At 53.5% G+C, this 14,157-nt stretch carries 8 protein-coding genes; 1 reads left to right on the forward strand and 7 read right to left on the reverse strand.

Annotation, left to right across the window (positions count from 1 at the left end):
• Nucleotides 1–139: 139 nt before the first annotated feature.
• The 5 genes from U8U68_RS02440 to U8U68_RS02460 form a co-directional block, all read right to left on the reverse strand.
• Nucleotides 140–982 (reverse strand): Gfo/Idh/MocA family protein, encoded by an 843-nt coding sequence (locus U8U68_RS02440; RefSeq protein ID WP_322199266.1) that lies wholly within the window; start codon nt 980–982, stop codon nt 140–142.
• 16 nt (nt 983–998) lie between these two features.
• On the reverse strand, nt 999–2,291 hold the full coding sequence (locus tag U8U68_RS02445; protein ID WP_322199267.1) for a glycoside hydrolase family 28 protein: 1,293 nt from the start codon (nt 2,289–2,291) through the stop codon (nt 999–1,001).
• Between the two features lie 351 nt (nt 2,292–2,642).
• Nucleotides 2,643–4,304: an extracellular solute-binding protein gene (locus U8U68_RS02450; protein ID WP_322199268.1), complete on the reverse strand. Its 1,662-nt coding sequence runs from the start codon at nt 4,302–4,304 to the stop codon at nt 2,643–2,645.
• Nucleotides 4,305–4,467: 163 nt separating this feature from the next.
• Complete coding sequence (locus U8U68_RS02455; protein WP_322199269.1) at nt 4,468–5,385, reverse strand: carbohydrate ABC transporter permease; 918 nt, start codon at nt 5,383–5,385, stop codon at nt 4,468–4,470.
• A 28-nt stretch (nt 5,386–5,413) separates the two neighbouring features.
• Nucleotides 5,414–6,358, reverse strand: a complete 945-nt coding sequence (locus U8U68_RS02460) for an ABC transporter permease (protein WP_322199270.1) — start codon at nt 6,356–6,358, stop codon at nt 5,414–5,416.
• Nucleotides 6,359–6,717: 359 nt separating this feature from the next.
• Here U8U68_RS02460 and U8U68_RS02465 point away from each other — a divergent pair, with 359 nt between their 5' ends.
• Nucleotides 6,718–8,982: a helix-turn-helix domain-containing protein gene (locus tag U8U68_RS02465; RefSeq protein WP_322199271.1), complete on the forward strand. Its 2,265-nt coding sequence runs from the start codon at nt 6,718–6,720 to the stop codon at nt 8,980–8,982.
• A gap of 37 nt (nt 8,983–9,019) precedes the next feature.
• Here U8U68_RS02465 and U8U68_RS02470 read toward each other — a convergent pair whose 3' ends face one another.
• A complete protein-coding gene (locus U8U68_RS02470; RefSeq protein ID WP_322199272.1) occupies nt 9,020–9,868 on the reverse strand; it encodes a class B sortase in 849 nt (282 codons plus the stop codon).
• 160 nt (nt 9,869–10,028) lie between these two features.
• The gene (locus tag U8U68_RS02475; protein ID WP_322199273.1) at nt 10,029–14,111 is read right to left on the reverse strand and encodes a DUF5979 domain-containing protein; all 4,083 of its coding nucleotides are present in this window, start codon (nt 14,109–14,111) and stop codon (nt 10,029–10,031) included.
• Between the last annotated feature and the right edge of the window lie 46 nt (nt 14,112–14,157).

The raw sequence follows: 14,157 nt of genomic DNA on the forward strand, positions 1-14,157 counted from the left end.
TGATTTTTGATCGGGAAAGGGCCGCCCATGTCCAAGCAGACGGCGTTTCCCATTTTTTAAGCAAGCCGTAGGCTTCATTCTATGTTTGAGGAAAAACAAGGCGGAGACCTCGTCTCCGCCTCACTTTTTTGGGGAGTTCTCACTCCGCCCTCACCCAGCAGCCTGGGTTCGCCGCCGCCTTGATGGCCGCCTCCCGGGCCGAGATCACCGCAATGGTGTCCTGGTGGCCGACCACCTCTGGCCCGCCGTCAAAGAACGCCAGCATGGCCTTCATGAACCCTCCAAAGTAGTCGGAGTTGACTTCGTGGCGCAGGCAGCCGCCCCCTGCCAAGTCTACGGTCATGGCAAAGGGACAGTCCCAGCCGTGGTGGGAAAAGTGGGCCCGCCGCCCGTCCTTAAACTCCAGCACCGCCCCGGGCAGGGCCTGGGTGCCTGTAAACTGCACCCGGGCCACCTCTGGGCCCATCAGGTAGATAATGGGCTCGATCTGGTGGATGGAATAGTTGCTCAGCAGCCCCGGCCCCACGCTGACCAGACCCGTGACCTGGCTCTTATCCACCGCGTCCAGTTCGCTGGCAAAGCGCAGGGCAGACGCGGAGAAGCAGGGGGTACCGTGGCTCTCGGCAATCTGAAAAATTTTCTCCGCCGAGGCGCGGGTTTCGGCAAAGGTCTTGTCCACATATACGGGCTTGCCGCTTTTCAGGGGCAGCTCACACAGCTCCTCGTGCATCTCCGGGTTATCTGGAGACAGCACGTTGATGCAGTCGCACTTTTCAATGAGTTCCTCGATGGAGCCCACCTGCTGGATTCCCTCCTCTTGGCACCACTGCTGGGTGGTACGGCCCCCAGGCAGAGGAGAATCTATCTTGCCGTAGGCGTACTTTACCTGCATCTCCCCGCCAGATGCCTCGCAAATCCGCTTGGGGTAGTTGTTGGCATGCCACTCGTCCAGATAGTAGTCAATGAACCCGATGATTTTCATAAAAAACACCTCTTTCTTATTCTATGATGATTTCCTGCCGCCGGCCTTCATAGGGCAGCGCCTGTACATTCTCCAGCATCAGCCCCCCCGCGTCTTTGACGTATACCGCGCAGTCTGGGGGCACCTCCACCGTCTCGGGCGAGGGGGCAATATCAAAGGTGGAGCCCTTAAGGGCCAGGTTTTCCGAAGGCTTCTTCTCCACCGTAATATTCCGCAGGACCACGGCTTCAAAGTTGTTCCCAGTGCCCACCGCGCCAATGGCGTTTTCCGTTTTGCAGCCAACGCCCTCGATCTCGATGTTCCGGAAGTTCACCGGGGTGTCCCGGTGGGGGTCCTGCTCCGGCGGAATCGTCCTATCATGGCGCAGGGCCATAAAGAAGATGGCCTCGCCGTTGCCCCACCAGTTCCCGGCCCGCACCCGGGTCTCGATCAGCATATTTTTCACCCGGACGTTTTCCACCAGGCCCCCGTTGTCACTGGACATAAAGGTAAGCCCCCGGTTGCTCCCGTAAATGATGACGTTGTCAATGAGTACGTTACGCACGTGGCTATAGACGTACCCCAGCACAATGGCCTTGGAGCAGGACCGCAGCACGCAGTTGGTGATCACAATGTTCTCGCAGGGCTTGGCCCAGTTGGTGATGCCGGAGATAGCGATGCAGTCATCCCCACTGGAAATATTGCAGTCGGATATGGTCACGCCGTCGCAGCCGCACAGGTGGACCCCGTCATCATTGGGCACCCGCAGGTGGGTGTCAATGGTCAGGCCGTGCAGCTTTACGTCCGTACACTCGCTAAAGGTCAGGGTCCAGCAGGGGGCGTCCAGCACCCGCACACCCCGGACCGTGACCCCCTTCACCTGGTTAAAAAACACCGATAAGGTCGGCCGCCAGTCCCGCTCCACGGTGCACTCCGCCACTTGCTGGGGGGTGAAGGGCGTCCGGCTTTTGGGCACAATAGGGCGGTCAAAGTCAAAGAAAGAGGCGCCGTTTAGGTCAATGGTCCCCGCGCCTTCAATAGACACGTCCTCCCCGCCCAGACAGACGATAAGGGCTTGCAGGTCCCCCAGCTCGTTATGGTGAAAGGGCATAACCGGGTAATCCGCCCGGTTGGGGGAGCCCTTGATGACCGCGCCCTTTTCCAAATAGAGGGACACGCCTTGCAGGTCAATCGTACCGGTTAAGAACACCCCGGGGGGCACCAGCACCGCCCCGCCCTGGGCCTTAGCCCTGGCAATAGCCTGGCGGAAACACTGTGTGTTAAGAAAAACTCCGTCCCCCACCGCGTCAAAATCTAGAATATTAACCATCCATAAACTCCTTGTTACACTATTTTATTAAAGATTTTATCGAAAGTGGCGCAGCGTCCCAAAGCCCGCCCCTGCCCCATGCCGGCAGCTGCTTTGGGAAGAACGCAGGCGGGAGCGCCAAATCCCCCCAGAGAAAAAGCCTCGTGAGCCTTTTCAGCAAGCGCGGGGGCAATCGTCTCGCCGGTGGGCCCGGCCGGTTCCCAGCTTGCTGGCAGAGGCTTATCCCAAGCCTGCCAATAGCGAACAGGCCCCATGGTTTTCCTGACATGGAGGAAATAAAGAAAGGGCGCGGACCCTCTGGCCCGCGTCCTCTTGGGTAGGCTTAACGCCTAAAATCTGCTTTACAAAAACTTAGCCCGCAGTGGTGCCCTTGGCCATCTCCAGCACATTGGGGTTGGCGTCCAGGTAAGCCTTAAACTGGGTGCGGTACTCTTCCAGGTAAGTGTCCAAACCAGCGGCCTTCAGCTTCTCGATGGCAGGCCCAATGTTCTCTTCATAGGACACCATGCCAATCTTGATGGGATAGATGGAGGCGATAATCTCGGTTTGCAGGTTGGTCAGCTCGCTGGTTACATTGCTGGAATCAAACAGGAAGCCGGCAACGGGAGAAATCACATAGTTTTCGGAGCGGTAGTTCTGGTAGCTCAGATACTCGTCGGTAACAATGGCGGAATCGTAGCGCATGAAGGGCATGTAGCCAGTCATCCAAGTGTCCATGTAATACAGGGCGTCGCCGTTCTCATTCTTCATGGAGTCTTCCCGGGACAGCATGCCCTCGCCTTCGTCCGTGAAGTACTTGCCGGGGGTGCCATAGTGGAACAGGTCGTGGTTCTCCTGGCTGGCATACAGCCACTGGAGGAACTTCAGGCCAGACTCGGGGTCCTCAGAGGTAGAGGAGATAGCGTTTAGATTCTGCACAAAGGTGTAGATCATGTCCGGTTTATCGGGGCACATCTTAAACCAGTCGGCGGTTACGTCCTTCAGTTCGGTCTTTTCCATGATGGTCTTAGACACGCTGGGGTCAAAGGTCTGGGAGGGCAGGAACGCGCCCAGGTTGGCCTGGTCGTATTTTACCTGAGAGTCCATATTTAGGATATCGGGGTTAATTAGGCCCTGCTGGAACATCTTCTGGTACACTTCGCAGTCCTGCTTAAACTCGTCGGACTCATAGAAGCTGTCAATGGTGCCGTCCTGGCGGGCGATGATCAGGCCCAGGCTGTTCTCAACATAGAAGGGGTAGGTATCATAGGTCCTGTGCAGCCAGTGGGCGGTATCCTGGTTCTGGTGGAACCAGTTGTAGGCCTTCACGTTGGTTTCCTCCAGCATGTCATCCTGGCTCTTCTTCATCAGGTCCAGCACGTCATCCACGCTCTCGGCGGGGAACTCCTCGTAGCCCACTTTCTTCATGGTGTCGGTACGCACGGTCATATAGGCCATGGTATTGTCAAAACTATGCCAAGAGCAAGGCACCGCATAGTGGTCGCCGTTGTACACAGCGCCCAGCCACTCGTTTTCGGTGAAGTTGGCCACCAGGTCCGGGTACTTCTCCAGCAGAGAATCCAGGGGCATAAGGGCATCCATGCCGGCAATGGCGGAAAGGTTTTTCACGTCCTGCATTACATGCAGCAGCTCAAATTCTTCGCCCGTAACCAACATTACGTTCAACTTTTCAGCATAAGAGTCCCAGGGAATACGCTGTACGCTGACCTCAATATTCACGCCATCGGCGGCCAGCTTAGCGTTTACGTCGGCAATGCCCTGCTCATACTCGTCGGACAAAATGCCGGGCTGGACAATACGCATGGGATGCACCGTACCGTCATCCTGGGCGTTGCTGCCGGTCTCGCTGCTTTCGGTCTCGCTGCTGCTCTCTTGGGCAGAGCTGCCGCTGCTCTCTTCCTGCGTACTGCTCTCAGGGGTACTGCTTCCACTGTCGCTGCCACAGGCCGCAAACAGGGACAGAACCAAAGCCAGAGCCAGCAGCAAAGCCGCGATCTTCTTGACTTTCTTCATAATGTTTCGTCTCCTTCACATATAGAGATTTGTATTTGTTTCTCGGGAGGGGAATTAGGCTCCCGGGGAAACCGAAGTAAATATAGGTTGTGGGAAGCGCTTGGCCTGCGGCGGCTGGGGCTTATTCGCTCTGGCCAGCCTCTGCCTCGAAGCCGTGGCGCTTTTATCCCTTTACGGCGCCAATGACCATGCCCTTGATAAAGTACTTTTGCAGGAAGGGATACAAGAGGATAATGGGGCCCATGGTGACCACCGAGGTGGCCATTTTAAAGCTCTCCTTGGGGGGGTTGATCTTCTGGGCCGCGCCGCTGGCCACCTTCTGCATGGCGGTGATTTCAGACTGTATCTTAAATAGAAGCATCTGTAAAGAATACATCTTCTGGTCATTAACTAGCATCACGGAGTTAAAGTAGTTGTTCCAATAGCCGATGGCGTAGAACAGGGCAATGGTGGCCAGCACCGGGGTGCACAGGGGCAGATAGATGGTAAAGGCAATGCGCACCTCCCCCGCGCCGTCGATACGGGCCGATTCATTTAAGGCGTCAGGTATCTCCCGCACAAAATTGCGCACCAAAAACATATTAAAAGGGGAAAACATTAGGGAGGGAACAATGAGAGCCCAAATATTGTCAAAGCAGCCGATCATCTTGGAAATCATGTACCAGGGCACCAGACCGGCCGAGAACACCATGGTAATGTAAAAGTACAAAGACAAGCCGTTGCGGTAACGGCACTGTTTGTTCGCCAGGGTGTAGCCCGCGCCAAAGGTAATCAACGTGGCAACCAACGTACCCACCACTGTGGCGATTACCGTAACTTTATAGGCTTGGGGCACGTTAGAAGAAGAGGAAAACAGCAGCCGGTAGGCCGAAGCGGACCACTCTGCCGGAAGGAAAGAGTAACCGTTGATGGTAATAGACTTTTCCTCTGTAAAAGACACGATAATAACCAGTACAAAGGGAATGAGGCAGGCCAGGGCAAAAATAGTTACAACGGCATATACTAAGCCGGTAAAAAATTTTTCGGCCGGGGTTGTTTTTATTTTATTTTTCCCAGTAGGGAGTTTCGCGGTATTTTCCAAAGCTTAGCAGCTCCTTTCTTTACAGTCTTTAAAACAGCGCGCCCTCTGGGAAATTGCGGCGGACAATCCAGTTGGAGGTAAACACCAGAATAAAGCCCACAATGGACTGGTACAGGCCAATGGCCATGGAAAGGCTGGGATCGCCGGTGTTTTTAAAGGTGCGGTACACATAGGTGTCAATGACTTCCGCAATGGGCATTAGGGAGCTGTTGTCCCGGACAATGGCGTAAAGCATACCAAAATCACCGTAGAAAATGCGGCCAATGGACATAAGCGTAAGAATGCAGATGGTGGGCATAAGCAGGGGCAGGGTAATGTAGCGGATGCGTTTGCTCCGAGAGGCTCCGTCAATATAGGCCGCCTCGTAAAGGCCCTCGTCAATGCCCGTAATGGCTGCCAGATAGACAATGGCATTATACCCCGTGGTTTTCCAGATGTTCAAAATCAGCAAGATTGGGTACCAGTACTTAGCCTCGGCATAAAAATTAATGCGGTTTCCCCCGCTTGAAGTAATAATGTTGTTAATCAAGCCATTGTCTGTGCCCAAAATACCCTGGAGCATATAGCTGACAATCACCCAGGAAATAAAGTATGGGAACAGCATGGCGGACTGGGAGACCTTTAAAAACCTTTTGGCGTGTACCTCGTTTAGCACAATAGCCAGCGCCACGGCGCACACCGTGCCCACCACCAGGAAGAGAATATTTATCACCAGGGTGTTGCGGGTTACGGTCCAGGCCCAGCTGGACTTAAAGAAATACTCAAAGTTCTTTAGGCCCACAAAATCGCTGAACAGGCCTTTTTTGTAGTTGAACTTCTCAAACGCAATGGCTATGTAGGGCAGGGACATGTAGCAGTAGACGAACGTATAAATTACCGCGGGCAAGGCCAGCAGGTAAAGAAATTTGTTCCTCCACAGCTCCACAAAGGGATTGACCCGGCGGTGGGGTTCCGCCGCTGTGCGTTTACTCATCCGACTCATCATCCTTTCATACAGGGGCAAAATGATAAAACAAGCTGCCGCCGTCCTCTTTACCCATTTAAAATAACTCTTCAAACCCTATTTGTAAACTATGAATTTTTGCAATTCTCTAATTTTTTGCATTGAGGGCCATATTTTTGCACTATTTAGCAGCTACAACAACTTAAACAAACTCTGAAAATTTGCTTTGTGCAGGTTTTACTGTAAATAAAAGTCACTTTTTTGAAATACTCTTGATTTTTGGGTTCACACAGTATAAAATCTATCTATATAAGCGCAATTTTTGGAGTTTCGGCCCATGTGGACCCAGATAAAGGGAGGTTAAGGGGATGTCCAGGCAGCCTCTGCAATTGAAACAAAGATATAAATGGTCACTATTTATCGTAGTACTGGCCGTAGACCTGCTGCTTACTCTGACCCTGTTTGTAGTGTATACCAGCTCACGCATCCGTATGACCAGTAATTATTCCACCGCCCAGCTGGAACAAGCGTGCGCCTCCTTGGACATTCTATATGAGTCCCTGCGCAGCAAAGTGGACCAGATTATGGTGGACCGGGATGCGATTGCCTTTCTCTACGCTTCCGGCACAGATCGCCTGCAAGAGGCCAGCGTGGGCATTAAGCTGCGTACCCTGCGTACCTCGGACCCTTATTTAAGGCATATTACCCTGTATAATTCCACCAGCCTGCGCTTTGTCTCCACCTCCTGCGCTGGAGACATTCTGGAGCCAGACCTGGCGGAGTTTTTCCAGCTGGTAGACAACGCCCCTGGCTCTTATAGCTGCCTGCTGCGCCGGGTGGGGGCCGCCTATACTACCCAGCCCGCTAAAGACGCCCTAACCTATACCTTTATATTTCCGGTTCAGCTGCAAGGCAGCCGGGCCACCAACCTGGTGGTTATTGATGTAAACGATAGCTATTTTAATAGTATCCTGGCCCCGGTGCGTACCAACAGCGGAGAACAGCAGATCCTTTTTACCCACCAGGGTAACCGGGTGGTTTCTTCCCTAACAGCCCAGCCCGGACAGCAGCGCTTTAGCATCTCGTCAGAAACCACCCTCTTGAACCATCTGCCCGACAAGAAAACGGACGGCGCAGGGTATTTTACTTACCAGGACCAAGACATGCGGCGGTTTGTCACCTACGCGTGGGCCCCTAAAGCCGGCTGGACAATTTACAACATAATGCCCTACAGCACTTTGCTGGAGGGCATTGCCAGTGCCATGGCACTGACGTTGATCTTAACTCTGGGTACCCTGGCCTTTGGCTATGTGCTTTCTCGCCGGGTAAGTTCTTCCCTATACGAACCCATCAAAGCCCTGTATGAAAGCTATGTTTCCCGGGCTCCTGGCCAGCACACTGGCACCGAGCTGGAGCAGCTGGGCCAGGCTTTTTCTGATCTATATCAGAAAGCCGACAACCTGGAGAAAGGTCTGCTGGCCTCTTACCACGAGTCGAAAAGTATGTACTTGCGCTACCTGTTTCATGGGGATGAGCGCAGGGTTCAGTCGTCCCTGGCCACATACCAGCGTCTGGGTATTGACCTGGCCGCCCCCGCTTACCAGGTAATCCTAATGGAGTGCGTTCCTCAGCGGCCTGACGTTGAAGCCAGCCTTTTTATCTGTTACTATGCCCTGGAAAATATTACCCGAGAGCTGCTGGCCACACCCCGGGGCATGGAGTTTATGCGCATGGACGACAACCGCTTTGCTGTGCTGCTGTATCTGGATGACCCCCAGCTGACCCCGGACCTTCAGCAGGGGCTGGCTACCATTGCCGAGACCATGGGCCGGGAATTTGCCCTGGACACCACCATCTGTGTGGGAGACGTGGCCAATGCTTGGGAAAATATCAACCTGGACTATGAGCAGACCCGTATTGCCCTAGACTCCTATTCCGCCAGCCACTACGGCAAGGTGTTCCGCTCCTGCGACTCACCAGGCAGGATGAACAGCGAGCTCTACTTTAACAGCATTCACTCCAAGCTGGCAGAACAGGTGCGGGCAGGGAATCTGGAGGACTGCGCCAAGGAGTTCGACGCGGCTCTGGGAGCCATGCGGGGCATTTCCTTTAAAACAGCCAAGACCTACGCCCGCCATGTGCTCATGTCTGTTTTGGACGATTTCCCTGGGTTCTTTGACGGAAACGAGAGAGACTTTGCTGGGCTAATGGAGCAGCTGGGGCAGATTGACCACTGCCAAAACGTACAGTCCATGAAAGCGGTGTTTTTGGAATTTTTAAACAGCGTCAGCTTGCGCCTGACCGCCAATCGGAAAAGCAGTAACGAAGAGGCCGCCCTGCGGGCCAAAGAGTACATTGACCGGAACTATGCCAACCCAGACCTTTCTATGCGGCTGCTGGCAGAGAACACCGGGCTTTCTCCCTCCTATCTGGGGCGGGTGTTCACAGCAGTGACCGCCTATACCTTTAACGACTATTTGACCAACACCCGGCTGGCCCAAGCGGCACAGCTGCTGTGCACCACAGACCTGGCGGTGAGCAAAATTAGCGAACAGGTAGGCATTCTTAACACAAACTATTTTTATTCCCTATTTAAGAAGCGGTATGGGAGAACCCCCACCGCCTACCGTAAAGAAAACAAACCGGAAAAATAGCAAAAGGGAGGCAGCCAAGGCCTCCCTCTTACTTTTTTTAATGGGACTGGATGTCCGGGACCCACGAGGCCACCACCACCCACCGGGTGGAATATCCCCAGCCCGTGCAGGTGGAAAGAGTGATCAGCCTGCCATCTGCTTGGGGGTCCACACCCAGGTCAATCACCGAGTGCTCTTTGCAGAAGTCAATGAGTTTCTGCTGCATATTCTCTTCCTCGATGTCCAGCCGGTAGATCAGGTCCCGCACCCCTACCTCAAAGGCGGCGAAAATCTGGTATTTCTCTACCACACCGTCGTCCCGGGCTATGTAGACATAGGGCCGCTCCTGGGCATAGGCCTGGTCCGAAAATTTTTGCAGCCCACCGAACATGGAGCCATCCATCATCTGGTGGCCATAGATAATGGTGTTGAAATCGCTGAAATCGGGCTGGCAAGAGGTTTCCAAAAAAATGGCCCCTACCCCACTATTCTCATTTTTCCAGGTGTAGTTCAGGTAATGCGTATTATTATCTGTATACATCACGGGATAAAACACATTTGTGCCGGGTATGGCAATCCAGCCGGTTACCTGGGGGTTCACCTGGCGCAGGGCGTTCAGGTCCACCTGGGCCAGCTCTTGGGCGTAGGGGTCTGGGGTAGGCGCGGCTTTAGGGGGTGCTTCCGGGCCTAATGGTTCCGAATCCTCTTCTAAAAGCTGAGAGGCCTGGGAGCCGCTGGTGGGTTGTGGCTGGACACTGGGTTTAGAAATACCCGCCAGCTGGGCTGCCTCGGTATAGTCCATGGCGCCCTTGTGATAATCCATCAGCTTCCAGGTAATAGCCGAACCACCCACCACTACCATCAGAAGCGCCAGGAGCTTTATAATAATTCTTATGTTTTTTTTCATAGAGACTTTCCTCCCACCAGCGGCCAAAAACCTGCTAGTTTTTTCCATTTCCATTATAGACTACCCGGTCCGGTTCGTCAATAACTAGAAGGGCCGGGACCCTTTTACGAGTCCCGGCCCTTGTTGCGTTCGGTTTCAGAAGGCCGCCAGGCGCTAGTGCTTAGCGAACACTCTTCTTTTTTCTTTTTCCTGTCAGCTTTAAGGCCAGCAGGCTGCCACCAGAAACCACCAGCATGGCATACCAGAAAGTAGGCTCATCGCTAGTCCTAGGAACATCGGCCAGCGGAGGTGTGTCCTCCGGCAGATCCTCCTCGGGCTCATCGGGGCTTAAAGGAGGCGTGGGGTCGGGCAGATCCTCCTCAGGCTCATCGGGGCTTAAAGGAGGCGTGGGGTCGGGCAGATCCTCCTCGGGCTCATCGGGGCTTAGAGGAGGCGTGGGGTCGGGCAGTTCTTCCTCTTCAGGCGGAGTGGGTTCGGGCGTTTCCACTGGGGCCAGAGGAGGCGTGGGGTCGGGCAGCTCTTCCTCTTCTGGAGGAGTGGGCTGCGGGGTGGGAATTTCCGGTGTGGGAGTAGGCTCCTCGCGCTCCTCGGTGTAGGTGTTCGTCACACCCACGGTGGTATTCCCATTCTGTACCACTGTGGCGGTGCCGCCTCCGGTAACCGACAGGCTATAGAAGGGAATGGAGGCATCCGCAAAGGACTCGGCTACCGTGTAGTCACCGGTAAGCAGATTCTCCAGGGTCACGCTTCCGGCACCCGTAATGCTTACATCTTGGCGATAACCCTCGGGACCGGTTACGGTGAAGCGGAACACCTTGCTAACACTGGCGTCCGCCGGGCCGCCCACCACGGTTTTGTCTATGGTTAGGCTGCCGCGGTCGCGGGCATAGGTATTTGTAACAGCAACAGACGCTGTCTCACCCTTGGTCACTGCCTGGGTGCCTACGCCGGTCACGCTGACAAAGTGATAATTCTCAATCTCCGGACGGCCGTCTACCACTTCTGTAATGGTATAGTCGCCGGTGGGAATGTTGGTCAGCTGCGCGGTGCCGCCAGCCGTTACAGAAATCGTTTGAGAGGTAAAATCATCAGGGCCAGTGACTTGGAAATTAAATACCAGGCCGTTGGCGCCTTCCGGAATCGAGTCGGTTCCGAAAGACAGATTCTTGCTGATCTCCAGGTTGCCCCGCTTCCGGGTGTAGGTGTTGGTAACCGTCACGGCCGCGGTCTGGTCCTTCTCCACAGTAGCAGTGCCTAGGCCGGTAACATTCACATCGTAATGGTCCGTTCCGCCTGGGTACACTTCGGCCACTTGGTATTGGCCAAGGGGCAGGTCACTGAAAGTACGGCTCTCTCCAGCAACTAAGGCAAACTGCTGGGAATAGCCATCCGGGCCAGTGACGATAAAGGTATATGAGCCTTTAATCTCGTCCCGGTAGCCCTCACCATTAATAACCACATTCTTGGTAACCGTCAGGCTGCCGGTGGGTTTGTACTCGTTCTCAAACTCCACTTTGTCTTTCTGGTCAGCACCCTGCACCACAGTGTAGATGCCAGCCGCGACCAGAGAGAGCTCTGTGCGGGTGACGCTGTCCACTTTGTAATTGGTTATATGAACCTTACGCTCACCGTACTTGTACGTGTAGCCTGTTATATTGCCATTAGCATCTTTAATAGGCGTATGAGACCCAAAACTCTCTGTAGTCTCTGTCTTAGAAATGGTGATTTCTACCCGGTACATTTTGGTATCGTACTGGATAGTAGGATCATCCCCAGGCTGCTCCCTAACATAGAACACATGAGTCTTTTGGTCGGGATTATCGCCGAAAGCATCCATAGGGATATTGATGTTTGCGGTACCTTTGTTTTCATTGACAGTATCGATGACAGCAGTACTTACCTTATTTAGAGAGCTATCCAGCAGTTCAAAGGTGAATTCGCCCTTCTGAATGCCCTCCTCGCGGTTACCGGTCAGTTCCTTATTGACAGGAACCTCTACAGTGGCAAGACCTTTTATCTCTTCTTCTTTGGAACCAATGATGAGTATACCATTGTTGCCGATACCGCCGCCGTGCATGTTGGAGTGGTTTCCGCTGATATTCACGGTAGCCTTATCTTTAGCTTTCTCCTTGTCCTCATCAGAGACATTAGCGGTTAGGCCAATCTGCTCCTTACTGCTAACAACACCGTTGTTGGTCGCGTTAACTTTGTTGCCATCCGAAACGCCGGTCCAGTTAGCCTGGCCGCCGCCCAGCATGGTATTGCCTACAACAGTCATTGCGTCATCCTTGCCGTACTGGTCATGGCCATTGCTGAAAATGTCCTTCGCACCATTTATCATGTCCTCGGTCCACTTTTCGTTGCCGTCAACAACATTGACATTATTCTTATCCAACGGCAAGCGGTTGGGACCTTCAGGCCCATCGACAGGATTGCCGTCCTGATCCTTCCAAACGCCTGTCTCGTTATCAAAGACAGCCGCGCCGTTCTCCGCGCCCAAAATGGACGTAGCGCCGTGGACGCACCCGGCAATACCACCGCCGATACCGGCAGCGGTGTTTTCGGTAATAATGGCATTTTCCAGCTCCAGCCGGCCGCTGTTCTCAATATAGATACCGCCGCCGCCCAAGTCGGACCCTGTCATGGTAATATTATTTGTAATATTACCCGCAGTGATCTTGCCTGTGCCCTGAATATAGATACCGCCGCCTTCGCCTACTAGCGCCAGGTTTCCGTCAACAGTACCACCATTCATGATAAACTGGCTGCCTTCTTGAGCGGTAAAGGTATTGCTATTATACTGATTAGCGATAAAGATACCTCCACCTTCATCTGCGGTGTTGTTGGAAATTTCACCGCCACTCAAAGTGAACTTACCATCATTCTCTGTTTTCCAGCCGTCCTTTTTGGTGTATTTATATTGATCATCAACATAAACACCACCGCCTTGGCCTTGGCCATGATACCCGTCTTTTTGATTGGTAGAACCCCATTCAGCGTATTTATTATTCGTCGGATCTTTATCCGTGCCCGTACTTGCGGTGTTATTGGAGATGGTGCCGCCGCTCATGGTGAACTCGCCGCCCGAAACGTAAACACCGCCGCCATTGTAGTGGGTGTCAGAACCAGCTTTGTTGCCAGAGATCTCGCCGCCGGTCATCTCGAACTTACCCTTCTCGTCAACCTTCACGCCGCTGCCGGTTGTATCTGCCTTGCCGTCTCCATTTTGGTCATGGGTCAGCTTGGTTTCACCTTCCAGCTTCAGCGTGCCGTTGCCTTGGACTTCTACAACAGCTTGGTTATTCGTAGTACCCACCAGGGTACCGCCGACGATTTCGCCGTCCAGAATGACTAGGGTCTTACCGCCTACCACGATGATACCGGTAGAAAGCTCCAGCGTGTAGCCGTTGAGGACCAGCTTGATGGTTTTCTCGTCGTCGCCTTCGCCTTCACCCTCATTTGCAGAGACATACTCACTGTTCCTATCAACCTCGCCCTTTAGAGCATTGTTAATGGTCTCGGTCAGCTCCTCGTCTTTGGCTTTCTTTTCCTCGGGCGTAAGCTCTTTGGGCTTATAGCATTCCGCAGCGTGCGTGTGCTCCTCAGAACCACAGTGGGTGTTCGTAGGGTCCTTATAGCACTCATTCGTATGCTCATGCTGCCCAGGGGCGCCGTCACAGGAAGTATAGACCGTTTCTGTCCCTATCACCTTATAGCAACCCTCGGTGTGGGGTTCAGCTTTGGTCTCACAGGGAACCTCAACCTGCTTGGTTATGGTCTCTTCCTTAACAGTCTGAGTCATAACCGGGTTGCCCTCTTCATCAAGCACCGGGTTCCCTTCCTCGTCCAGCACAGGCACATCTACAGGCACCTGAATGGTTTCTTTGACCTCCGTGTATTGCGGCACATCGGTCGTGTGGTCGTGGTGAGTAGAGTCAGTACAAACCAATTCCTTGATTTCCTTCCACTCCTCGCCACATGCCGCGGTGTGAACATGAGGAATTTCCGCGCCCGCTTCTAAACCACAGAAGGTTTGCGGGGTTTCAACGCCTTCTTTATTGGTGAAGTAACACGTTTCATTATGAGTATGCTCCGTTTTAGTACACACCAGCTCCATCTCATCTTTCTGCGCGGCCGTGATGGTCCACGCAGAAGCGTTGAGCTGTAGCACACTGACACACATCATTACGGACATGAAAATCGCAAGGGCCCGTCTTGTCAGATTTCTCGTGCGTTTTTTCATTCAAATCCATCCTTTCTTTGCATAGTGCATTTACGGATGCAAAGTA

The organism is Acutalibacter intestini (assembly GCF_034334985.1).
In the GTDB taxonomy this organism is placed as follows: Bacteria; Bacillota; Clostridia; order Oscillospirales; family Acutalibacteraceae; genus Acutalibacter; species Acutalibacter intestini.